We start from the raw sequence: 20,737 nt of genomic DNA on the forward strand, positions 1-20,737 counted from the left end.
CCACCCACCCACCCAGACCGCCGGCCTGCACTCCGAACGAGACCGACCTTGGTTATGACACGCTGTGGGTCGGAGATCGACTCGTCACGCCGGTGCACATGCAGTCCATCTATTCGGGCAAAGAGCAGCCGTACCCGCCGCAGATGACCCGCTACCTCGATCCGATGCTGCTGTGGACGGTCGCCGCCACGGCGACCAGCCGAATAAGACTGAACGCCAGCACGCTCAGCACGTTCTACTACGAACCATCGACGTCGCTGGCCAGGCAATCACCACATGGGGCAATCGTCGGACGGTCTGACGGGCTTGGCGGTCACTGCCCGGTCGTGCGCAACTCCCAGGGCTGCATACCGATTGCATCCGCCAGGTTTCGTTGCAGCGCAACACCATCTGGCATTGTGCGGTAGAAGATTCTCACCTCGGCGATCTTGCCGTCCGCGTCGGGCAGGACGAAGAATATGCCGTTGACCGCAGCATCTCCGACTTGCAGCCGGAAATGTGCGGCGTGGTGGGTATCGCCGCTGAGCACCTCCAGGTAACTGTCGTCGGATGCGAGTCCGTTCACGATCTTTATGGTCTCCACCGCCACCTCGCGGCCGGTGACCGGCTCACCGCCGAACGGGCTGTAGATCACCACGTCCTCGGCGAGCAGACTTGTGAGGGTGTCTTTGTCGGCGCCGCCATGAATGCAGTCGACGAAGTGCTCCAAGGTTTCGCGGTGCGGGGCGAACGTGATCATCAGCCCTCCTGGGACTAGGTGTGGTCGGGCGCGCGGCTAAGCCGTCAGCCGGCCGGGGAAGTAGTTCCCGTTGTCCAGATCGGCGAGCAGACTGGGTTGAGTGGGTTCCCAGCCGAGCGTTCGGCGCGTAACGAGGTTGGAGGCCGGAAGGTTCAGTGTGACCAGGTTCGTGAACATGCCGAAGTATCCCGGCAGCATCAGTTCATCCACCGGAATGCTCACGACGGGCAGGCCCAGACGGCCGCCGATGGCCTCAGCAATCTCCCGGAACGGGATACCCCCGTCTTCCACCGCGTGCCAGTAGCTGCCGGCCGGCCCCTTTTCCATCGCCAGGCGGAACAGGCTGGCGACGTCGCGGATATGCACTGCGCCCCAGAGGTTCTCGCCGTCGCCGGGGTAGCCGACGATGCCCTTCTCTTTCGCGAGCGCGATCAGCCCCGGAAGGAAACCGGCACGATCGGTCGTGCTGTGCGCGACGGTGGGCAATCGCACGATCGAAGACCGCACTCCCCGCTCGGCGAGGCCGATTACGGCGAGTTCCACAGCATTGCGGAACCGCAGGGTGCCCCGGTACTCGTCCCCACTGGGCAGGGCGGGGTCCGCCTCGGTGGCCGGACGCCCCAGGTTACCGGGCGAGGCCATGCTGCCCGCCGCGACCAGTGGCTTCCCCGTTCCCGCGAGCGCCTCGCCGTAGGCGAGCATGACCGGTACTTCCGCGGCGGTCACGGCGTCGATCCCGCCGGACGGAAGCAGGTCTTGGCGGTGCGCGACGTGGATCACCCCGTCGGAGCTCGCGGCCTCCTCCTTGAGCCCGTCGAGATCTTCAAGGCTGCCGCGGCGCACTTTCGCGCCGAGCGCGGTCATGGCCGCGGCTGCCGTGTCCGACCGGGCCAGGCCGGTGACCTCGTGCCCGGCGGCGACGAGTTCGGGGATGATGTACGAACCGGAGTGGCCGGTCCCGCCGGCGACGAAAATGCGCATGTGACTGTCCTTTTCAATGGAGGTGCAAGGGTGGTTGTTCTCGAGCGGTCGCTCAGCTGAGAACGTTGGCGCCGACGAAGAAGTCGGTGTGCTTGATGGAGTGGTTGAGAAGGCTTAGCTCCAGCAGGCCGACATTCTCGAGTGCCCGCGCCATCGACAGCGGCCCGGCGTCCAGCGGACGCAGTCCCAGGCTCTCGATGAAGTCCGATACTCGCGCCTTGGCCGACGCGTCGTCGCCGGCGATGAACACGTCCGCCGGGCGACCGTGGGCCGGGCTGTCCGCCACAACGTTGGCGAACAGGGTGTTGAATGCCTTGACGACATGCGCGCCGGCGGGGGCAGCTTTGGCGATCTCCTGCGCGCCGGAACTGCCTTCGGGGGTGACAAAGCCCGTCAAATCGGGGGTGACGGGGTTGGTGATGTCGACGACGACCTTGCCGCGCAAAGCATTCCCGTACTCGCTGACCACCGCTGCTGCGCTGGCGTACGGCACGGCCAGGATGACGATATCGCCAGCCGGGGCGGTCTCGGCCGTCCCGGCGGTGGCGCCGAGCGCGGCGGCCAATTCCTTGGTTTTGACCGGGTCGCGGCCGATGATCTCGACTTCGTTGCCGCCGGCGAGCGCCCGGTCGGCCAGTGCGCCGGCCATGTTCCCCAGGCCGATGATGCTGATGCTGTTCATGAGATATCCCGTCTTGGTCGATGAATGAAAAGGTTGACTCCTCAACCTTAGATCTGTTTTGGATGATGCGTCAACCAATTTGGGGTAGCATCTGTGGATGGCACCGAACTGGCTGAACCCACGTGAAAGCCGCGCCTGGCGAGCCTTCATAAACGCCAACCAACAGATCGAAGCCCACTTGAGCCGGCGCTTGCTGGAGGCCGGCCTGTCCGGGGCCGACTACTCGGTCCTGGCGGCGCTCTCGGCTCTCGACGGAGACCGCATGTCCGCCCGCCAGTTGAGCCAGACCCTGGGCTGGGAGAAGAGCCGCCTCTCCCATCAGGTGCGGCGCATGCAGAAAGACGGGCTGATCGGCCGCGAGACCAACCCCGACGACGCCCGCAGCACCATGGTCTGTCTGCTGCCGGCCGGCCGCGCCGCGATCGAGAAGGCCGCCCCCGGACACGTCCAGGACGTCCGCGGGAACTTCGTCGACCTGTTCACCCCGGCTGAGCTCGATACGCTCGCCACCCTCAACGAACGAATCCTGCACCACCTGGCCACACACCGCGACTCCGCCATCGACGCGGAGCCTTCATAACTCCTGCCGATGGCGGCCAATCAATGTCAGACCCCCTGCAATGCTGATGTCATGTCCTCGACCGCATCTGCCGGCGGCACGCAATTGGGTCCGTGCCAGCGCCTTGATGTGCTGTTTGAGGAGTTGTCGGAGTTGGCCGGGCAACGCAATGCCATTGATGGGCGCATCGTGGAGATCGTCTCCGGTTACCGACGGGACCTGATCCGGCCGTCACCCGCGATATCAACTGCACAGATATTGTCTGTTGAGCACACAGTTCACCGGCGGTGAGTACGGACCGGTCAGCACGCCCCTGAACCCACCGGTGGCCGAACCGCCCGGCGCGATGATGCGATTCCAATTCACCGGACTGAGGACAAAGTGCGTACCGGAACGCGCAAAGCTGCTGCTCCAGCTGTGCGAGATGGACTGCCCCGCCGGCATGTCGAATTCGAGCCGCCAATCGGTGAGCGGCGCCGCGCTCCTGTTGGTGATGACGAAGCGCGCGATGAAACCGGTCTGCCACGTCGAGGTCACCGACAGTGTCGCGCTGGCCGCCGCCGCATGAGCCACCGCGGTGGTGGCCAGGCCGAGGATGACCACCATCAGCGCCGACACGCCGACGCGAAGCGCGATACGTAGGCGCTTCGCGCACCTGTCCAGTCGGCCCATAGCAGCAGACCGTAGACCCGACCGGGCGATTTCGGCCGTCGCAGCACGGCGACGCTGCCGTTCGTTATCTCAACCGAAATCGTGATGAAATCTACGCCCGATCACCGGGCTGGTCTGACCACTTGACCTCTGGCCAATGATCCGGCAGTTTGGGTTCATGGCCCTGCGACAGGTGACTCGACGGTCGATTCCCGAACACGTCTTCGAGCAGATCATGTCCGAGGTGCTCAGCGGCGAGATGGCACCCGGCGAGGTGCTGCCCAATGAGCGCCGGCTCGCCGAGGTGCTGGGCGTGTCGCGGCCGGCGGTTCGCGAGGCGCTCAGCCGGCTCAACGCCGCCGGACTCGTCGAAATCCGGCACGGCGACGCGACGACGGTGCGCGACTACCGCCGTCACGCCGGCTTGGACCTGCTGCCCCGCCTGCTGGTACGCGGTGACGAGCTGGATCTGGCGGTGGTGCGCAGCATCCTGGAGGCCCGGCTGCACAACGGACCCAAAGTCGCCGAACTGGCGGCCGAACGCAGCGGCCCGCAGGCCGCCGCGGTGCTCGACGGCGCCGCGGCTGCGCTGGCCGCCGACGCGGATCCGGTGCAGCGTCAGCGTGCGGCGCTGACGTTCTGGGACCACGTCGTCGACGCCGCCGACTCCATCGTCTTCCGGCTGATGTTCAACACGCTGCGTGCCAGCTACGAACCGGCCCTGGAAGCCCTTGCCACCGTGATGGCCCTCGAGGTCAGTCGCCCAGAGCCCTACCGGCAGGTGGCGCAAGCGATCGCCGCCGGCGACCCGGCGGGCGCCCGGAGCGCCGCGATCGAACTACTCGAACCGGCCACCGACGCCTTGCTCACCGCCCTGTCCGGCTTGGACGAACAGCGATGACGACGCCGATGCGAAGCGGCCTCAGCCTGGCCGATGCGGGCCGGGAGTTCTGGCGTCACCCCTCCCCGTGGTGCCTGGCACTGACGTTCATCGCGGCGCTGACCGCCCGGATCGCCGTCGGCGACTGGCAACTCACCGACGCCGTGCTGCCCGCGCTGATGATCGTCGCTTTTCCGGTGTTCGAGTGGCTCATCCATGTCGGCATCCTGCATTGGCGGCCCCGCTCGGCCGGCCGCCTCACCCTGGATCCGTTGCTGGCGCGCAAACATCGTGAGCATCACCGTGACCCGCGGCGGATCGAGCTCATCTTCATACCCCGGCAGACACTGCTCTGGTTGATCCCGACCGCGGTCACCGTGCCCATGCTCGTCTCCAACCGGCTCGGACTCGGCCTGACATCGGTGGTCGTGCTGACCGGCCTCGGAGTGGTCTATGAGTGGACCCATTACCTCATCCACACCGACTACAAGCCGAAAACCAGTGCCTACCGGTCGATTTGGCGTAACCACCGACAGCACCACTTCAAAAACGAGAACTACTGGTTCACCATCACCACCACCGGCACCGCCGATCGGCTGCTCGGCACCTATCCCGAGCAGTCGACGGTACCGACATCGCCGACCGCCAAGAATCTGCACGGCGCGGCCCGCTGATCCGCGAGTCACCCCGCACAACCCGCGAACCCGGGCACCGCGGGAACGCTACGGTTGCCTCACGTCGAAATCGCCGACGGCCGCAGAGGAGCACCGACATGCTGAAGTACGAGGTCCATGGCACCGGCGCGCCGCTGGTGCTGGTCCACGGAATCACCCACCGCAGGCAGGCGTGGTATCCGGTGCTCGAGCACCTGACCGACCACCGCACCGTGGTGCTCTTCGACCTGCCCGGCCACGGCGAGTCCCACGACCTGGTGGTCCGCGACGGCGACGTACAGGGATCCTTGCGTACCGAGCTCGTCGCGCTGCTGGATCAGCTGGGCCTGGATCGCCCGCACATCGCCGGGAATTCCCTCGGCGGCCGGATCGCGCTGGAGGCCGCCGCAGATGAGCTGGTCGCGAGCGCGACCGTGCTGTCCCCGGCGGCGTACTGGCACAACGCCCTCGATTTCGCCTACGTCCGGTTCGTCTTCTGGTGTCTGACCACCAGCGCCCGGGTGGTGGCGCCCGTGGTGCCGACGCTGGCGCGGTCGGCGCGGGCCCGGCGAATGATGGGTGCAGTGGTGTCGGCCCACCCCGACCGGATTCCCGCCGACGAGTTCGTGGCGGACCTCAACGGCATGCGGCGGGCCGTTCCCGCGATGAAGAAGATCTTCCCGGCCGCCGAGGTGTTCCACCGCGAGATCCCGGCGGACATCCCGGTGACCGTCGCCTGGGCGGCACGCGACCGGATCCTGCTGCCCTATCAGGCGCGGATCGCCGAGCGGCGACTCCCCCAGGCGCGCCACATCCGGCTGTCGGGGTGCGGTCATGTGCCGATGGCCGACGATCCCGAACTCGTCGCACGCGTACTGCTCGAGGGCAGCGCCCCGGGCCGACAGGCCGAAGCCTCCTAAGACCTCCGAACCGGGGCCCCGCTATGGCGGCGTCACGGCGCGCCGCGAGTGCTTGAATGAGCCGTGGCCAACCGCATTCAGTCCTTGCTCGGAGTCGACTACCCCGTCATCCAGGCGCCGATGACCTACATCGCCCGCGCCGAACTCGCTGCCGCGGTGTCCGAGGCGGGCGGGCTGGGCGTGATCGAAACCCTGACACCCGAGGGACGCGCGGACCTGCAGCGGGTGCGTGAGCTCACCGACAAACCGGTGGCGGCGAACCTGATGATCCAGGGCTGGAAGAAGGACCCCTCGATCGTGAACACGTTGGCGAAGGCCGGCGTGCGCCAGGTGTTCACCTCGGCGGGCGATCCCGCGTTGTTCACCACACGGCTGCACGATGCCGGGATGACGGTGGTGCATGTTGTCGGCTCGCTCAAGGGCGCGCGGAAGGCCGCCGACGCCGGTGTCGACGCGCTGGTGGTCGAGGGTGTCGAGGGCGGCGGGTTCAAGTCACTGCTGGGCGCCTCAACGATGGTGCTGCTGCCACTGGTTTCCGAGAATGTCGAGCTGCCGATCATAGCCGCGGGCGGCATCTGCGATGCGCGCTCGGCGGCGGCGTCACTGGTGTTGGGCGCCGAGGGCGTGCAGATGGGCACCCGGATGCTCGCCAGCCACGAGGCGGCGGTGCACACCAATTTCAAAGACGCCATCGTCGCCGCGACCGACTCCGGCACAGTGCTTCTCGATATTCCGGGCAACCCGACGATGCGGGTCTTGCGGACCGGGCTGGCGGCCCGCGTCGCCGCCCACGACCCCGATGCTCAGTTGCTGGGGCAGATCACCGAGCTGTACTTCGACGGCGATATGGAGGCCAGTGTCGCCAACACCGGCCAGGTGTCGTCCCGGATCGTCGAACTGCTGCCGGTGGCCGAGATCATTCGCCGGACCTGGGACGAGATCGAAGCCGTGCTGGACCAGGCCCGTCCGCGGGCCCGACCATGACCGCTGCGGGTTCGCGCGCCGCGTTCTCACGAGTTCAGCTGTTCACTGCACTCGGAGTGGTCGCCGTGCCCGCCTTCGGCTGGTTCGGACGGCATTGGTCCGGCGCCACGACCCTGGTGGTGTACTGGTTCGAGAACGTCGCGATCTGCCTGTTGGTGATGGCTCGTATCGCTGTGCACCAACGACTCTCCCCCAAATCCGGTCACTTCCGCTATCGAGGTCCGGGAACCGGCGGCCCGACGACTTCGTCCTTCCTATCGGGCTTCGCACTAGTCAGCCTGGCCTTCTGCGGCGCCCACGGGATCTTTCTCGGGACCGTTCTCGCGGTGCTGACGCACAACCGGGCACCCGAGCTTCAGCTGATCGGCCTCGACTGGCGCAGCGTGGGGTGGGGGTGCCTGTACGTGTTGCTGTTTCTGACAGTGGATTTCGTCCTGGATCTGGTCGATCTACGCCGATGGTCGTTCCGTGACCTCGAATGCGCCGCCAACGTCGGACTGGGTCGGGTGATGGTCGTGCATCTGACGTTGTTGCTCGGCTTCGCCGGGATCGCGGCCACCGACGCTCCGAGCGCCCTGTTCGGGGTCTTCGTCGTGTTCAAAACCCTGGCTGCGCTCAGCGCCGTTATTCCGCAGTGGGAACCGGAACGACCGCCGCGCTGGCTGGGCAACCTGATGGATCGCATGCCGAACGTGCATCCGGGAGAACGCTTCGAGGATTTCTGGGTCCAGGATCAGGCCCGCGAGCGGGATCGGCGACGGCGCAACGAGCAGCCGTGGCGGACGCCGCGATGATGAGCCAGAACCAGGCCCTGGCACGCCGACTCGGCACCGGCGATGCCGTCGTCATCGGCCTGGGCTCCATGATCGGCGCCGGGATCTTCGTCACGCTGGGCCCGGCCGCCCGGGCGGCCGGGGCCGGGCTGTTGATCGGGCTGGCGGTGGCCGCGTCGGTGGCCTACTGCAACGCGACGTCGTCGGCGCGGTTGGCGGCGCGCTACCCGGCCTCGGGCGGCAGCTACCTCTACGGGCGCGAGCGCCTCGGTGATTTCTGGGGTTATCTGGCGGGATGGGCGTTCGTGGTGGGCAAGACGGCCTCGTGCGCGGCGATGGCGTTGACCGTCGGGGTCTATGTGTGGCCGGCGCACAGTCATGCGGTCGCCGTGACGGCGGTGCTCGCCTTGACGGCGCTGAACTACACCGGGGTGCAGCGGTCAGCCCGGCTCACCCGGGTGATCGTCGCCGTCGTGATCGCGGTGCTGGCCGCCGTGGTGGTCACTTCGCTACGCGCCGGGCCGACCGCGGTGCCGCGCCTGGATCTGACCGAGGTGACGGTGGGTGGGGTGCTGCAGTCGGCGGGGCTGCTGTTCTTCGCGTTCGCCGGGTATGCGCGCATCGCCACGCTCGGAGAGGAGGTTCGCGAGCCCGCTCGTGTCATCCCCCGCGCCATCCCGCTCGCCTTGGGCCTTACATTGGCGGTCTACGCGATCGTGGCGGTAGCCGTACTGGCGGTACTGGGGCCGTCGCGACTGGCGGAAGCGGTATCACCGTTGACGGAGGCGGTGCAGGCCGCAGGGGCGAGTCGGCTGGTTCCCGTGGTGCAGCTGGGCGCGGCGGTGGCGGCGCTGGGCTCGCTGCTGGCGCTGTTGTTGGGGGTGTCTCGCACCGCGTTGGCCATGGCGCGCGATCGCCACCTGCCGCACGTACTGGCCGCGGTGCACCCGCGCTTTCAGGTGCCGCACCGGGCCGAGCTGTTGATCTGTGTGGTGGTGGCCGTGTTGGCAGCCATCGTGGATCTGCGCGATGCGATCGGCTTCTCGTCGTTCGGCGTGTTGATCTACTACGCGGTCGCGAACGCATCAGCGTTGACACTGCGCCCCGACGAAGGGCGCCCGGCTCGGCTGTTCCCGGTTCTCGGGTTCGTGGGCTGCGTGGCCTTGGCGTTCGCGCTGCCATGGTCATCGGTGGCCACCGGGATCGCGGTGATCGGAAGCGGCACAGCGGTATACGGGCTACGGCGGGCCCGACGCACCCGCCGTCGGCGACACACCACACCCGCCCGGTGACACCTCGGGACTACCCGCCCGAGATCCGGCGCGCTACCTGGCCGTACCGCTCAAAGCGTTCGGGATCACCGAGAGCGTTGTACAAGACCAGCCGGTTCGCCACCGCCGCATACTTGTCGATCAGCTTGTCGGCCAATTCATCCCAGGTCGACTCGGTCGCAAAGGTGGTCAGGTGCTCGTCGGTGATCTGTGCCGCCATGCCGGCGAAGTCGCCCGCCTTCTGCTTTTCCCGGAGCCGGGCGGTGGTGCCCTCGAAGCCGGCCTCGTCCCAGATGAACGCGTAGTTCGGGGTGCTGCCGTAGAAACTCATGCTGGCGCGCACCAACTCCCGTTCCTTGTGCCGCTCTTCGTCGGTGTCACCGACGATCGTCATCGCGGGCACGATGATGGCGATGCCCGACGGTGAGCGCCCCGCCTTCCGGGCGCCTTCGGCCACCTTGGGCACGACATGGCGGGTGAGGTAGCCGGGTTCGCCGAGCGGATGGACGTGCACACCGTCGGCCACTTCGCCTGCCATGCGCAGCATCCAGGGATTCACCGCCGCGATATCGACTTTGGGATCGGGCACCTCGATGGGGCCGGGACTCCACTGCGGCGTGATGAAATCGAGGTTGTAGAACGGTCCGTGATGGTCCAACTTCCCGGTCCGGAATGCGTCGAAGCACGCCTTCACGGCGAGCACGTAGTCCCGCAGCCGTGGGCCGGGACGGTCGAACGCGGTGCCGTAGCGCCGCACGACATGGGTGCGAACCTGGGTTCCCAGACCGAGTCGAAACTTCCCGGCGGTCGCCTCCTGCAACTCCCAGGCCGTTGCCGCCGTGACGAACGGGCTGCGCGGAAAGGCAACCGCGACCCCGGTCGAGAGCTCCAGGCCGGGAGCGGCCTGAGATGCCATGGCGGCGTTGAGATATGCGGTACGACCGGCTTCGGTGAACAGCAGGCCCGCAAAGCCCGCAGTCTGGGCGCGCCGGGCCAATGCGCCGACCTTTCCCAAGGGCTGGGGCACGGTCATGACGTCAGTCTGCACGGTGCGATCTTACTGGGGCCGTGGGCGCAGCCGGTCTCAGACCGGGCGGCTAACCGGCGACGGCGACCACCGCGGCCGCGGCCAGGAACACGATCTCCGCGGCGGTGCGCACCGACAGCCGCGTCGTCATCGATGCGGGCGGAGCCGGCATCCGGGCTGCGTAGATGTTGGCCGGGAACATCGCCAGCATCAGCAGCAGGAGACCGACTGCGGCGGCGCCCCGGGTGGCCGGGATCAGCAGACCCACCGCGCCGGCGAGTTCCAGCACACCGGTCACGCTCACCAGCAGGCCCGGGGCGGGCAGCGCCGGCGGAACGATCGCGATCAGGTCACGTCGCAGCGGCGGTGCGAAGTGCGCCGCCCCGGTGAGCACGAACATCGCCGCCAGCCCGACGGCAATGGCGCGGGGCCAGCCGTCGACGTAGTCGATACCGCACCAGCCGGCGATCCGGGCGATGCCGCTGCCGACCAGCAGTGCGACCAATGGCGCCATGACCACCCTCCGATCTAGACGTTGACAAGTTACTGGCCGAGACTACGAGTCGTATCTAGTCGTTGTCAAGACTGCGGGTATGCTGGCCGCCATGGCCCGCTCGAGGTATCACCACGGCGATCTACGCACTGCGATCCTGTCCGAGGCCGCCCGCATGGTGGCCGAACAGGGTGCCGACCGGGTCTCGCTGCGGGAACTGGCGCGGGCCGCGGGGGTGTCACATGCCGCCCCGGCGCATCACTTCACCGACCGGCGGGGCCTGTTCACCGCGTTGGCCGCCGAAGGTTTTCAGCTGCTGGGCGACGCACTCACCGCGGCTCGGCCACGGTTCGTCGACGCGGCCCTGGCCTACGTGCGATTCGCCCTTGCGCATCCGGGCCACTACCAGGTGATGTTCGACAAGTCGCTGCTCGACACCGCAGATCCCGCTCTGACCGCAGCCGAGACGGCGGCGGCCGCGGAGTTGTCCCGCGGCGTGGCCGGTCTGGCCGACCCGCACGCGCGCGATGACCCGGCCGGCGCCGAGCTGGCGGCATGGTCGCTGGTACACGGTTTCTCGACATTGTGGCTCAACGACGCCGTCGACCCGGCGGTGAAGGCCACCGATCCGATGCGCACCGTCGAACGCATCGCCCGCATGCTGTTCGACGGCTAGCTCGGGTCCAGACTGTATGTCGTGACGATCACCGCCGACATCGCAGCCGAACGGGCCGCACTTGCGGCGTCGTTGCTGGCTGCCGGCGCATCGGCGCCGACCGGGTGCGGTCAGTGGACCGCGCTGGATCTGGCGGCGCACCTGGTGGCCGAGGAACGCCTTGCCGGCCTGACGACGTTCATCGCACGGTCGCTGGTGGTGCGCGGCGTCGCGGTGGCGGGCCCGCCGACCTTGGTCGACAATGCGATTCGCCTCGAGCGCCGACACGGTTTCCCGTCCCTGATCGACCGGTTGCGGCTCCCGGTGCCACGATTGCTGCTGCGGCCGCGGGTGGCGCCGCTGACATTGTTCGAGTACTGGACCCACCACGACGATCTCCACCGCACCGCCGGGACCGCCCATGCGGCGCCGGCGAGCCTGGGCACGATCATCCCGTTGCTGCTGCACCATCAACGCAAGTCGCTGCCGGCCGCTGTGCGGGTCACCATCGCCACCGCCGACGGCACCGTTCGGTCCTCCACCGGTCCCCGGTCGGCTCCGGAGGTCACGGTCTACGGGACCGCCGAGAACCTGGTGCGCTGGCTCGCCGGGCGCCCAACGCCGGGAGCTGTGACCATGACCGGTGCCGGCCCCCCGGTACAGACGCTTCGCGCGTTCCGGGCCCGGGTCTGACATCGGCCGCCGTTTGCCGCTGGCAGCGGTTTACGGCCGCGAAAGAATCCTCGAATCCGTGTTTGGGGTGCCATTCGCCGGGGAAACCTGCGCGGCAGCGCGCCTCGGTTCTCAATAGGCACTCCCGCCGAGCTGAGACCGCTGACCGTTGTGCAGCGCGTACGGGTGGGCTCAGCGTTGCGCTCACGCGTCGGTCCTCGACGGCCTGGCAGCGGCGAACCACCGAGCGGGGGAAAGCTCATGACCGACACCGAACTCAAGCCGGATGTCGCGCACGTCCAATCGCACTACGACCGGTCCAACGAGTTCTTCCGGCTGTGGCTGGATCCCTCGATGACCTACAGCTGCGCCTACTTCGAGCGCGACGACATGACGCTGGAACAGGCGCAGTTGGCGAAAGTGGATCTGGCGTTGGGAAAGCTGGGGCTGCAGCCGGGGATGACGCTGCTCGACATCGGCTCGGGATGGGGCTCCACGATGCGGCGCGCCATCGAGAAGTACGACGTCAACGTGATCGGGCTGACGCTGAGCGAAAACCAGGTAGCCCATTGCGAACGCAAGTTCGCCGAGATGGACAGCCCGCGGTCCAAGCAGGTGCGGTTACAGGGTTGGGAACAGTTCGACGAACCGGTGGATCGCATCGTGTCACTGGGCGCCTTCGAGCATTTCGCCGACGGCGTGGGCACCTACGAACGCTACGACGACTTCTTCACGATGTGTTATCAGGCGCTGCCCGCTGACGGGGTGATGCTGCTGCATTCGATCGTGGTGCCTTCCGAAGCGGAAGCCGAGCAGATGGGGCTCAAGCGCACGATGTCGCTGATGCGCTTCATCAGCTTCATCCGCAAGGAGATCTATCCGGGCGGTCGGCTGCCGATGATCTCCGTGGTCGACGAACACGCCACCCGGTGTGGCTTCGAGATCACCCGTCACCACATGATCGGCTCGAATTACGTTCGCACACTGGACACCTGGGCGAAGGCTCTCGAAGCCCACCAGGGCGAAGCGATCGCGCTCAAAGGTGAGCAGATGTACGACACCTTCATGAAGTACCTGACCGGCTGCCGGGAACTCTTCCGCGACGGCTACACCGACGTCTGCCAATTCACCATGGCGAAGCCGACCAGGTAAGGGAACCCGGAGGTGACGACGATGACCGATCTGAAGCCGTACTACGAAGAGTCCCAGGCGGCTTACGACATCTCGGATGAGTTCTTCTCGTTGTTCTTGGACCCGAGCATGGCCTATACCTGTGCCTACTTCGAGCGCGACGACATGAGCCTGGAAGAGGCGCAGAACGCCAAATACGATCTGGCGTTGCGCAAATTGAACCTGGAACCCGGCATGACCGTGCTCGACATCGGCTGCGGCTGGGGCGCGGGACTGGTACGCGCCGTGACCATGTTCGACGTCAACGTCATCGGCATCACGCTGAGCCGCAACCACTGCGCCTACAGCGCCGCCACCTTGGCGAGGTTGCCGACAAAACGTCACGTCGAGGCCCGCCTGCAGGGCTGGGAGGAGTTCGATGAACACGTCGACCGCATCGTCACCGTGGAGGCGTTCGACGCGTTCAAGAAGTCCCGCTACGCCGTATTCTTCGAACGCGCCCACGCATTGTTGCCCCGGGACGGTCGACTGTTGCTGCACAGTATCTTCACCTATCCGCAGACCTACTGGCGAGAGCACGGCATCCGAATCACCATGGACGATCTGCGGTTCGTCCGGTTCCTGGGCAAGGAGATCTTTCCCGGCGGCCAGATGGCGGGTCTCGACGACATCTATGACTACTCGAAGGCCGCGGGCTTCCGCCTCGAGCACGTCGAGTTCCTGCCCGAGCATTACGTGCGGACGCTGCAGATCTGGGCGGCCAACCTGTCGGCCAACCGCGAACGCGCGATCGCGCTGCAATCCGAAGCGGTCTACCAGCGCTACCTGCGGTACCTCACCGGCTGCGCGGACCTGTTCCGCCGCGGCATCAGCAACGTCGGCCAGTTCACCCTCGCCAAGTGATCGATCGCCAGGAAATCGGATAGCGACCATGGCCAGGTTCTCGACGGGCAACGGATTCCCGGATGTGGTCATCACCGGCGTCGCCATGACGACGGCACTGGCCCCCGACGTGGACGACACCTGGAAGAAGTTGCTGGACGGTCAAAGCGGCATTCGCCGACTCGACGATCCGTTCGTCGAGCAGTACAACCTCCCGGTGCGCATCGGCGGACACCTGCTCGAAGAGTTCGACCACGAACTGACTCGCAAGGAACTGCACCGGTTGTCGTATCTGCAGAAGATGTCCACCGTGCTGGGCCGACGGGTCTGGTCCAACGCCGGATCCCCCGAGGTCGACACCCGTCGGCTGATGGTGTCGATCGGCACCGGCATGGGCTCGCCGGAAGAACTGGTCTGGGGCTATCAAGGCATGGTCGAGCGCGGCATGAAAGGTGTGTCGCCGTTGGGAGTTCAGAAGTACATGCCCAATGCCGCGGCCGCCGCCGTCGGGCTCGAGCGAGGCGCCAAGGCCGGAGTGCTGACCCCGGTCTCGGCGTGCGCCTCCGGCGCCGAGGCCATCGCCCAGGCCTGGCGTGACATCGTCTACGACGAGGCCGACATCGCCATCTGCGGCGGGGTGGAGACCAAGATCGAGGCGGTACCGATCGCCGGATTCGCCGCCATGCGCATCGTGTTGTCGACGACCAACGACGACCCGGCCGGTGCCTGCCGCCCCTTCGACCGCGACCGCAACGGCTTCGTGTTCGGTGAGGGCGCCGCGCTGATGGTCATCGAAACCGAACAGCACGCCAAAGCGCGCGGCGCCACCATCCTGGCCCGGCTGATGGGCGCGGCGATCACCTCCGACGGCTACCACATCGTGGCGCCCGATCCGTCCGGGGAGCGGGCCGGCTACGCCATGACCCGGGCCATCGAACTCGCCGGGCTGGCGCCGTCTGACATCGAGCACATCAACGCCCACGCGACCGGGACCCGGATCGGTGATCTGGCCGAGGCCCAGGCCATCCACAATGCGATGGGCAGCCACCAACCGGCCGTCTACGCACCGAAATCCGCGCTGGGCCATTCAGTCGGCGCGGTCGGCGCCGTCGAGGCGATCCTGACCGTGCTGGCGCTACGCGACGGGGTCATCCCGCCCACGCTCAACCTGCACCACCTCGACCCGGAAATCGATCTGGACGTGGTTGCCGACCAACCGCGGCTAGGCGACTACCGCTACGCCATCAGCAATTCGTTCGGGTTCGGCGGTCACAACGTGGCCCTGGCCTTCGGCACCTACTAGAAACCAGAAAGCAGCTGCGTCATGCCCAAGGATCTCGAACCGCATTTCGACGACGTACAGGCCCACTACGACTTGTCCGATGAGTTCTTCCGGCTGTTCCTCGATCCCAGTCAGACCTACAGCTGCGCCTACTTCGAACGCGACGACATGACGCTCGAACAGGCCCAGCTCGCCAAGATCGATCTGTCGCTGGGCAAACTCGGACTGCAACCGGGGATGACGCTGCTCGACATCGGTTGCGGTTGGGGCGCGACCATGCGTCGCGCCGTCGAGAAGTACGACGTCAACGTCATCGGCCTGACCTTGAGCAAGAACCAGGCCGTGCACGCCCAGGCATCCCTTGACACGATGGACACCTCCCGCAGCCGCCAGGTCCTGTTGGAGGGCTGGGAATGCTTTGACGAACCGGTCGACCGGATCGTCTCCATCGGCGCGTTCGAGCACTTCGGCCATGACCGCTACGACGACTTCTTCGCCATGGCCTACCAGGTTCTGCCACCGCAAGGGGTGATGCTGCTGCACACCATCTCCGGTCTGACGGTTCCGCAGATGAGGGAACGCGGTCTGCCGTTGACGTTCGCGATGGCCCGCTTCATCAAGTTCATCGCCACCGAGATCTTCCCGGGCGGGCGGCTGCCCACCATCGAGATGGTCGAAGACCACTCCGCGGCCGCCGGCTTCGCGCTGACCCGCCGCCAATCCCTGCAGCAGCACTACGTCCGAACCCTCGAATTCTGGTCGGGCTCGCTGGAAAGCCACCGCGAGGAGGCCATCGCGATCCAGTCCCAGGAGGTCTACGACCGCTACATGCATTACCTGACCGGCTGCGCCAACGGATTCCGCGATGGCTACATCGACGTCAACCAGTTCACCCTGCAGAAATAGGACCGATATGACCGACGCATCCGCCGGCGCCGAGCAAATGCGGCCGCATTTCGAGGACGTCCAGGCCCACTACGACCTGTCCGACGACTTCTTCGGCCTGTTCCAGGACCGCACCCGCACCTACAGCTGCGCCTACTTCGAAGATCCGGGTTCCACGCTGGAGGAGGCCCAGCTGGCCAAGGTCGACCTCAACCTCGACAAGCTGAACCTGTTGCCCGGCATGACGCTGCTCGACATCGGTTGCGGCTGGGGCACCACGATGAAGCGCGCCCTGGAGAAATATGACGTCAACGTCATCGGCCTGACGTTGTCGAAGAACCAGCGCGCCTACGCGCAGCAGCTGATCGACGGCGCGGACTCCGGTCGCGACCGTCAGGTTCTATTGCATGGCTGGGAGCAATTCAGCAAGCCGGTCGATCGCATCGTCTCCATCGAGGCGTTCGAGCACTTCGGGCACGACCGCTACAACGAGTTCTTCGCCAGGTGTTTCGACATCCTGCCCGCCGACGGCCGAATGGCGATCCAGAGCAGCGTCAGTTACCACCCCTACGACCTCAACGCCCGCGGCAAGAAGCTCACTTTCGAGACCGCGCGCTTCATCAAGTTCATGGTCACCGAGATCTTCCCCGGCGGCCGGCTGCCCACCACCGAGATGATGGTTCAGCACGGCGAGAAGGCCGGGTTCGTCGTCCCGGAAGCCGTCTCCTTGCGGCCGCACTACATCAAGACACTGCAGATCTGGGGTGACGCGCTGGAAGCCCACCGGGACAAGGCCATCGCGATCCAGTCCGAAGAGGTCTACCAGCGCTACATGAAGTACCTGCGCGGTTGCCAGCACTACTTCGCCGACGAGATGCTCGATGTCAGCCTGGTCAGCTACCACAAACCCGAGGCCGAATCGACCACGGCACGGTGAGCCCGGGTCCCCGGGCGAGCGGGGGTGAGCCGATCAGCCCAGTGCCGCGATGGCCGCCTCGTAGTCGGGCTCGCTGGCGATCTCCGGCACCAGTTCGGTGTAGGCGACCTTGCCGTCGGCGTCGATGACCACCACGGCACGCGCAAGCAGGCCAGCCATCGGACCGTCTGCGATGGTCACCCCGTAGTCACCGCCGAAGTCGGACCGGAAGGCCGAGCCCGACGTCACGTTCTCGATGCCCTCCGTGCCGCAGAAGCGCTTCTGCGCGAACGGCAGATCGTTGGACACGCACACCACGGTAAGACCGCTTGCGGCCGCGCGTTCGTTGAACGTCCGCACGCTCGTCGCACACACCGGGGTGTCGATCGACGGGAAGATGTTCAGCAAGAGCGGCTTGCCGCCGAACTGAGCACTCTCGACCGCGCCGAGGTCCGTTCCGGTCAGCGAGAATGCGGGCGCCGCATCCCCCACCGCGGGTAGTTCTCCGGCAGTCGTCACTGGATTTCCACGCAAAGTTATCTGTGCCACGCCCAGTAGTCTGCCAGTTGCCGCCCGCCCAGCGGAAGCCCGCTGCCGATCAGCTCTCGGATCGCCGCTGGAGACCCTTCCAAAACCGTTGTCCAACAGCTGTTTTATGGCCATTGCCAGTGTCAATCGCATCCGGTACCGTGCGCTCATGGCCGATCGAAACCGTCGTTTTCTGCTCCGCGAACGTCCCACCGGCCGCATCGGCCCGGACACCTTCGGACTCAGCGAACAGGCGGTGCCGGCGATCGGCGACGGCGAGGCGTTGGTGCGGGTCAATTGGATCTCCCTGGACCCCACCAACCGCATGTGGATCAACGACACCCCGTCGTACCTGCCGCCGGTCGGCATCGGCGAGGTCATGCGCGCCGGCGGACTCGGCGAAGTCGTCGCGTCGAACAATCCGAATTATCCGGTCGGCCAGATCGTGCAGGGCATTACCGGCTGGCAGGAGTATCTGGTCGTCTCGGACGCCATGCCGTTGTTCCCGGTCGACGTCGCGGACGGTGTCTCGCCGAGCACGTACCTGGGCGCGCTCGGGATGACCGGTCTCACCGCATGGATCGGAATCCGCGAGATCGGCAGACCCAAGCCCGGCGAGACCGTCGTCGTCTCGGCCGCGGCAGGCGCGGTCGGTTCGGTCGCCGGTCAGCTGGCCAAGGCCGACGGCGCGCGTGTCGTCGGGATCGCCGGCGGCCCGCAGAAGTGCGCGCTGCTGACCGACCAGCTCGGTTTCGACGCGGCGGTGGACTACCGCGCCGACGACTGGGCCGCCCGGCTTGCCGCCGCGACCCCCGACGGCATCGACGTCGACTTCGAGAACGTCGGCGGCGACATCATGGATGCGATCTTCGCGCGCATCAACGTCGGCGCCCGAGTCGCACTCTGCGGGCTGATCTCCGGTTACAACGCGACCAACCCGCCGCCCGGTCCGCGCGCGTTCGGGAACCTGCTCATCCAGCGGGCAACCCTGCAGGGCTTCATCGTGCTCGATCACTTTCGTCGTGCGCCCGAGGCGAACAGCGAGATCGCCGAGTTGATCTCCGCGGGCAGACTCGCACCGCTCGAGACCGTCGTCGAGGGCTTCGAGCAGCTGCCGACCGCGATCAACATGCTGTTCGACGGCAAGAACGTCGGCAAGCTCGTGGTGAAGGTCGCCGGCTAGCGGCGATCGCAAGCGCGACGGAGTCGGGCGCAGCTTCCGGCAGGTGGTTGCCCGGGTGCGGCCGGGCCGGGCTGTAGCGTGGTGCAGGTGAATTCTTTTCGTGCGCCCTACTTCGTCGCTGCCGGCGCCCTCTGCCTGGGGATGGCGCTGACCGCTTGCGGCGGCTCCGACAGCAACACCTCTTCGGCATCCACCTCATCGGTCACGGATCTGTTCGTGGCGCCGACCAACCTGTCGCCGTCGGTCTGCCCGTCCTCGGCGCCGGCCGAGGGCGGCGCTGCCGACTGGACGCTGCCCGGGGCGAGCGGCAGCGTCGCGGTGACCGGCTCCACCGACACCGCGGCACCGCGGGTCGCCGTGCAGGCCCCGTTCAAGGTCACCCAGACGCAGGTGCAGACGCTGCAGGCCGGCGACGGGCCGGTCGTCGCCGACAGTGCGACCGTCTCGGTCTGCTACGTGGGCGTCAACGGCCGCGACGGATCGGTGTTCGACAGCAGCTATGAGCGGGGCGAGCCGGTGGAATTCGGTCTCGACCGGGTGGTGCCGGGCTTCCAGAAGGCCATTGCCGGGCAGAAGGTCGGGTCGACGGTGGCGGTCGCGATGGTGCCCGCCGACGGCTACCCCGAGGGCCAGCCGGCCGCGGGCATCCTGCCCGGCGACACCCTGGTCTTCGCGATCAAGATTCTCAAGGCGCGCTGAGCCGCAGGACCCATGGAATCGGCCCGGGTGGATCGGTGGCTGTGGGCGGTGCGGGTGACCAAGACCCGGCCGGACGCCGCCGCGGCCTGCCGTGGCGGGCATGTGCGGGTCAACAATCGGCCGGCCAAACCGGCGACCATGGTCTCGCCCGGCGACGTGGTGTGCGCCCGGCTGGGCGACCGCACCCGCACCGTCGAGGTGGTGCGCCCGATCCAGAAGCGGGTCGGGGCGGCCGACGCGGTGACCTGCTACCTGGATCGCACGCCGCCGCCGCCACCGGCTGCTGCTGCGCCGGTGGCCGCGCGGGACCGGGGTGCTGGACGGCCCACCAAACGCGACCGTCGGGTGCTGGACAAGTGGCGGGCCCAGCTGCGCTGACGCGTCACTGCGGGTGCGCCGCCAAGTACTCCCCGACCGGGATCCGGGTGCTCGAGGCATAGCCGATCGGCAGCAACAGATCCCCGGCGGTGGTGCGGTAGTAGGTGTCCCAGCGGTAGTAGCCGGCGAACCCGGCGGGGTCTCCCCCGATCACCGCGGCGTAGTCGTTGACCGCCCGCACGTAGTGGTCGGAGTGGTTGTAGCCCCAGATCGCCTTGTCCCGATTGGTGGCGAACCCGTTGGCGGCCAACAGTCGACCGGCGGCCATGATGGCATCGCGCGGTGAGTGGATGTCTCCCCCGTTGCCGTACGCCGCGAATGTCGAGGGCAGGAACTGCATCGGGCCCTGGGCCGCGTCGTCGCTGACTCCGTTGATCCGGCCGAAGCCGGTCTCGACGAAGTTGATCGCGGCCAGGTAGTTCCACGGCACGCCGGATGCCGCCTCGGCGGCGCGGTAGGCGGCCACCAATTCGTTCGCCGGTACCGGCGGCACCACCCGCCAGGGCGGCATGGTCTCTTTCGGATCGGTGAGCGCCATGAGTGCCCGCCGGGCGTCGATGTTGCGGTCATAGACCGCGAGCAGCGCCGGTGGGACCCGAGGGCGGGCGACCGCGTCCCACTCGGGATGCGCGCCGAGCGTGCGGTAGGCGACCTGCTGACGTCGTGCCGCGGCGGCCAGGACCTGCTCGGGAGCCGACGGCGTGCGCAACGTCTGGTCGGCGGCGACCAAGTCGGCCACCAGGGCGACCGGATCGGCGCCCGGCGCCGCACCGGCCTGCACCACCGTCGCCGGCAGGCAGCCCAATGCCAGGAGCAGGGTCACAAAACAGCGCCACAACCGAACAGCCATGCCGTTCATCTTCGCTGCTGATCCGGCCCAAACCGCGCAATGTCGGCCAACCGGAGCGGTCGA

The 20,737-nt window shown here is 67.2% G+C and carries 25 protein-coding genes and 1 pseudogene; 18 read left to right on the plus strand and 8 right to left on the minus strand.

Annotation, left to right across the window (positions count from 1 at the left end):
- Nucleotides 1-313: 313 nt before the first annotated feature.
- The 3 genes from AWC24_RS08270 to AWC24_RS08280 are packed head-to-tail and all read right to left on the minus strand — an operon-like array spanning nt 314 to nt 2,402.
- Nucleotides 314-739, minus strand: a complete 426-nt coding sequence (locus tag AWC24_RS08270; RefSeq protein WP_085083819.1) for a nuclear transport factor 2 family protein — start codon at nt 737-739, stop codon at nt 314-316.
- A 36-nt stretch (nt 740-775) separates the two neighbouring features.
- Nucleotides 776-1,720 carry an SDR family oxidoreductase gene (locus tag AWC24_RS08275; RefSeq protein WP_085083821.1) on the minus strand — a complete coding sequence of 315 codons (945 nt, stop codon included), beginning with the start codon at nt 1,718-1,720 and terminating at the stop codon, nt 776-778.
- A gap of 52 nt (nt 1,721-1,772) precedes the next feature.
- Nucleotides 1,773-2,402: an NADPH-dependent F420 reductase gene (locus AWC24_RS08280; RefSeq protein WP_085083823.1), complete on the minus strand. Its 630-nt coding sequence runs from the start codon at nt 2,400-2,402 to the stop codon at nt 1,773-1,775.
- Between the two features lie 97 nt (nt 2,403-2,499).
- Here AWC24_RS08280 and AWC24_RS08285 point away from each other — a divergent pair, with 97 nt between their 5' ends.
- The gene (locus tag AWC24_RS08285; protein WP_085083825.1) at nt 2,500-2,982 is read left to right on the plus strand and encodes a MarR family winged helix-turn-helix transcriptional regulator; all 483 of its coding nucleotides are present in this window, start codon (nt 2,500-2,502) and stop codon (nt 2,980-2,982) included.
- 51 nt (nt 2,983-3,033) lie between these two features.
- A pseudogene (locus AWC24_RS23490) lies at nt 3,034-3,180 on the plus strand (hypothetical protein); the annotation flags it as partial.
- A 24-nt stretch (nt 3,181-3,204) separates the two neighbouring features.
- Here the strand turns inward: AWC24_RS23490 and AWC24_RS08295 are convergent.
- On the minus strand, nt 3,205-3,633 hold the full coding sequence (locus tag AWC24_RS08295; protein ID WP_085083829.1) for a cellulose-binding domain-containing protein: 429 nt from the start codon (nt 3,631-3,633) through the stop codon (nt 3,205-3,207).
- A 157-nt stretch (nt 3,634-3,790) separates the two neighbouring features.
- Between AWC24_RS08295 and AWC24_RS08300 the strand changes: the two genes are divergently transcribed.
- The 6 genes from AWC24_RS08300 to AWC24_RS08325 all read left to right on the plus strand — a co-directional run bounded on the left by AWC24_RS08300 (nt 3,791) and on the right by AWC24_RS08325 (nt 9,114).
- Complete coding sequence (locus AWC24_RS08300; RefSeq protein ID WP_085084035.1) at nt 3,791-4,513, plus strand: FadR/GntR family transcriptional regulator; 723 nt, start codon at nt 3,791-3,793, stop codon at nt 4,511-4,513.
- A complete protein-coding gene (locus AWC24_RS08305) occupies nt 4,510-5,166 on the plus strand; it encodes a sterol desaturase family protein (protein ID WP_085083831.1) in 657 nt (218 codons plus the stop codon). The genes AWC24_RS08300 and AWC24_RS08305 overlap by 4 nt, the downstream gene beginning before the upstream one ends.
- Nucleotides 5,167-5,264: 98 nt before the next feature.
- On the plus strand, nt 5,265-6,065 hold the full coding sequence (locus tag AWC24_RS08310; RefSeq protein ID WP_085083833.1) for an alpha/beta fold hydrolase: 801 nt from the start codon (nt 5,265-5,267) through the stop codon (nt 6,063-6,065).
- 63 nt (nt 6,066-6,128) lie between these two features.
- On the plus strand, nt 6,129-7,049 hold the full coding sequence (locus tag AWC24_RS08315) for an NAD(P)H-dependent flavin oxidoreductase (RefSeq protein ID WP_085083835.1): 921 nt from the start codon (nt 6,129-6,131) through the stop codon (nt 7,047-7,049).
- Entirely contained in the window at nt 7,046-7,843 is a 798-nt protein-coding gene (locus tag AWC24_RS08320) for a DUF6498-containing protein (RefSeq protein WP_085083837.1), read from the plus strand. The genes AWC24_RS08315 and AWC24_RS08320 overlap by 4 nt, the downstream gene beginning before the upstream one ends.
- On the plus strand, nt 7,840-9,114 hold the full coding sequence (locus AWC24_RS08325) for an APC family permease (protein ID WP_109560379.1): 1,275 nt from the start codon (nt 7,840-7,842) through the stop codon (nt 9,112-9,114). Before AWC24_RS08320 ends, AWC24_RS08325 begins: the two co-directional genes overlap by 4 nt.
- 10 nt (nt 9,115-9,124) lie before the next feature.
- Here AWC24_RS08325 and AWC24_RS08330 read toward each other — a convergent pair whose 3' ends face one another.
- Nucleotides 9,125-10,141: a TIGR03617 family F420-dependent LLM class oxidoreductase gene (locus AWC24_RS08330; protein WP_109560371.1), complete on the minus strand. Its 1,017-nt coding sequence runs from the start codon at nt 10,139-10,141 to the stop codon at nt 9,125-9,127.
- 49 nt (nt 10,142-10,190) lie between these two features.
- A complete protein-coding gene (locus AWC24_RS08335; RefSeq protein WP_085084041.1) occupies nt 10,191-10,634 on the minus strand; it encodes a DoxX family protein in 444 nt (147 codons plus the stop codon).
- 91 nt (nt 10,635-10,725) lie between these two features.
- Here AWC24_RS08335 and AWC24_RS08340 point away from each other — a divergent pair, with 91 nt between their 5' ends.
- The 7 genes from AWC24_RS08340 to AWC24_RS08370 all read left to right on the plus strand — a co-directional run bounded on the left by AWC24_RS08340 (nt 10,726) and on the right by AWC24_RS08370 (nt 17,057).
- Nucleotides 10,726-11,289, plus strand: coding sequence for a TetR/AcrR family transcriptional regulator (locus tag AWC24_RS08340; RefSeq protein WP_085084043.1), 564 nt, complete (start codon nt 10,726-10,728; stop codon nt 11,287-11,289).
- A 21-nt stretch (nt 11,290-11,310) separates the two neighbouring features.
- Nucleotides 11,311-11,961 (plus strand): maleylpyruvate isomerase family mycothiol-dependent enzyme, encoded by a 651-nt coding sequence (locus AWC24_RS08345; RefSeq protein WP_163705334.1) that lies wholly within the window; start codon nt 11,311-11,313, stop codon nt 11,959-11,961.
- 240 nt (nt 11,962-12,201) lie between these two features.
- Nucleotides 12,202-13,092, plus strand: coding sequence for a cyclopropane mycolic acid synthase family methyltransferase (locus AWC24_RS08350; protein ID WP_085083841.1), 891 nt, complete (start codon nt 12,202-12,204; stop codon nt 13,090-13,092).
- Nucleotides 13,093-13,113: 21 nt separating this feature from the next.
- Nucleotides 13,114-13,974 (plus strand): cyclopropane mycolic acid synthase family methyltransferase, encoded by an 861-nt coding sequence (locus AWC24_RS08355; protein ID WP_085083843.1) that lies wholly within the window; start codon nt 13,114-13,116, stop codon nt 13,972-13,974.
- Nucleotides 13,975-14,002: 28 nt separating this feature from the next.
- Entirely contained in the window at nt 14,003-15,256 is a 1,254-nt protein-coding gene (gene kasB / locus AWC24_RS08360) for a 3-oxoacyl-ACP synthase KasB (RefSeq protein ID WP_085083845.1), read from the plus strand.
- A 21-nt stretch (nt 15,257-15,277) separates the two neighbouring features.
- Entirely contained in the window at nt 15,278-16,141 is an 864-nt protein-coding gene (locus AWC24_RS08365; RefSeq protein ID WP_085083847.1) for a cyclopropane mycolic acid synthase family methyltransferase, read from the plus strand.
- Between the two features lie 7 nt (nt 16,142-16,148).
- On the plus strand, nt 16,149-17,057 hold the full coding sequence (locus AWC24_RS08370; RefSeq protein ID WP_085083849.1) for a cyclopropane mycolic acid synthase family methyltransferase: 909 nt from the start codon (nt 16,149-16,151) through the stop codon (nt 17,055-17,057).
- A 33-nt stretch (nt 17,058-17,090) separates the two neighbouring features.
- On the opposite strand, the gene tpx is transcribed toward AWC24_RS08370, so the two are convergent.
- Complete coding sequence (tpx, locus tag AWC24_RS08375) at nt 17,091-17,585, minus strand: thiol peroxidase (RefSeq protein WP_085083851.1); 495 nt, start codon at nt 17,583-17,585, stop codon at nt 17,091-17,093.
- Nucleotides 17,586-17,733: 148 nt separating this feature from the next.
- Between tpx and AWC24_RS08380 the strand changes: the two genes are divergently transcribed.
- The 3 genes from AWC24_RS08380 to hslR all read left to right on the plus strand — a co-directional run bounded on the left by AWC24_RS08380 (nt 17,734) and on the right by hslR (nt 19,824).
- A complete protein-coding gene (locus tag AWC24_RS08380) occupies nt 17,734-18,747 on the plus strand; it encodes an NADP-dependent oxidoreductase (protein WP_085084045.1) in 1,014 nt (337 codons plus the stop codon).
- A gap of 78 nt (nt 18,748-18,825) precedes the next feature.
- Entirely contained in the window at nt 18,826-19,446 is a 621-nt protein-coding gene (locus AWC24_RS08385) for an FKBP-type peptidyl-prolyl cis-trans isomerase (RefSeq protein ID WP_109560372.1), read from the plus strand.
- Between the two features lie 12 nt (nt 19,447-19,458).
- Complete coding sequence (gene hslR, locus AWC24_RS08390; protein ID WP_085083855.1) at nt 19,459-19,824, plus strand: Hsp15 family ribosome-associated heat shock protein; 366 nt, start codon at nt 19,459-19,461, stop codon at nt 19,822-19,824.
- A 4-nt stretch (nt 19,825-19,828) separates the two neighbouring features.
- Here the strand turns inward: hslR and AWC24_RS08395 are convergent, their stop codons facing one another.
- Nucleotides 19,829-20,674: a lytic transglycosylase domain-containing protein gene (locus AWC24_RS08395; protein WP_109560380.1), complete on the minus strand. Its 846-nt coding sequence runs from the start codon at nt 20,672-20,674 to the stop codon at nt 19,829-19,831.
- Between the last annotated feature and the right edge of the window lie 63 nt (nt 20,675-20,737).

Source organism: Mycolicibacter senuensis, from assembly GCF_002101885.1.
In the GTDB taxonomy this organism is placed as follows: domain Bacteria; phylum Actinomycetota; class Actinomycetes; order Mycobacteriales; family Mycobacteriaceae; genus Mycobacterium; species Mycobacterium senuense.

What these genes read in the sequence shown, in the direction of transcription:
- AWC24_RS08270 (WP_085083819.1), bottom strand. Translation starts at nt 739, where the DNA reads ATGATCACGTTCGCCCCGCACCGCGAAACCTTGGAGCACTTCGTCGAC.
- AWC24_RS08275 (WP_085083821.1), bottom strand. Translation starts at nt 1,720, where the DNA reads ATGCGCATTTTCGTCGCCGGCGGGACCGGCCACTCCGGTTCGTACATC.
- AWC24_RS08280 (WP_085083823.1), bottom strand. Translation starts at nt 2,402, where the DNA reads ATGAACAGCATCAGCATCATCGGCCTGGGGAACATGGCCGGCGCACTG.
- AWC24_RS08285 (WP_085083825.1), top strand. Translation starts at nt 2,500, where the DNA reads ATGGCACCGAACTGGCTGAACCCACGTGAAAGCCGCGCCTGGCGAGCC.
- AWC24_RS08295 (WP_085083829.1), bottom strand. Translation starts at nt 3,633, where the DNA reads ATGGGCCGACTGGACAGGTGCGCGAAGCGCCTACGTATCGCGCTTCGC.
- AWC24_RS08300 (WP_085084035.1), top strand. Translation starts at nt 3,791, where the DNA reads ATGGCCCTGCGACAGGTGACTCGACGGTCGATTCCCGAACACGTCTTC.
- AWC24_RS08305 (WP_085083831.1), top strand. Translation starts at nt 4,510, where the DNA reads ATGACGACGCCGATGCGAAGCGGCCTCAGCCTGGCCGATGCGGGCCGG.
- AWC24_RS08310 (WP_085083833.1), top strand. Translation starts at nt 5,265, where the DNA reads ATGCTGAAGTACGAGGTCCATGGCACCGGCGCGCCGCTGGTGCTGGTC.
- AWC24_RS08320 (WP_085083837.1), top strand. Translation starts at nt 7,046, where the DNA reads ATGACCGCTGCGGGTTCGCGCGCCGCGTTCTCACGAGTTCAGCTGTTC.
- AWC24_RS08325 (WP_109560379.1), top strand. Translation starts at nt 7,840, where the DNA reads ATGATGAGCCAGAACCAGGCCCTGGCACGCCGACTCGGCACCGGCGAT.
- AWC24_RS08335 (WP_085084041.1), bottom strand. Translation starts at nt 10,634, where the DNA reads ATGGCGCCATTGGTCGCACTGCTGGTCGGCAGCGGCATCGCCCGGATC.
- AWC24_RS08340 (WP_085084043.1), top strand. Translation starts at nt 10,726, where the DNA reads ATGGCCCGCTCGAGGTATCACCACGGCGATCTACGCACTGCGATCCTG.
- AWC24_RS08350 (WP_085083841.1), top strand. Translation starts at nt 12,202, where the DNA reads ATGACCGACACCGAACTCAAGCCGGATGTCGCGCACGTCCAATCGCAC.
- AWC24_RS08355 (WP_085083843.1), top strand. Translation starts at nt 13,114, where the DNA reads ATGACCGATCTGAAGCCGTACTACGAAGAGTCCCAGGCGGCTTACGAC.
- kasB (WP_085083845.1), top strand. Translation starts at nt 14,003, where the DNA reads ATGGCCAGGTTCTCGACGGGCAACGGATTCCCGGATGTGGTCATCACC.
- AWC24_RS08365 (WP_085083847.1), top strand. Translation starts at nt 15,278, where the DNA reads ATGCCCAAGGATCTCGAACCGCATTTCGACGACGTACAGGCCCACTAC.
- AWC24_RS08370 (WP_085083849.1), top strand. Translation starts at nt 16,149, where the DNA reads ATGACCGACGCATCCGCCGGCGCCGAGCAAATGCGGCCGCATTTCGAG.
- AWC24_RS08380 (WP_085084045.1), top strand. Translation starts at nt 17,734, where the DNA reads ATGGCCGATCGAAACCGTCGTTTTCTGCTCCGCGAACGTCCCACCGGC.
- hslR (WP_085083855.1), top strand. Translation starts at nt 19,459, where the DNA reads ATGGAATCGGCCCGGGTGGATCGGTGGCTGTGGGCGGTGCGGGTGACC.
- AWC24_RS08395 (WP_109560380.1), bottom strand. Translation starts at nt 20,674, where the DNA reads ATGGCTGTTCGGTTGTGGCGCTGTTTTGTGACCCTGCTCCTGGCATTG.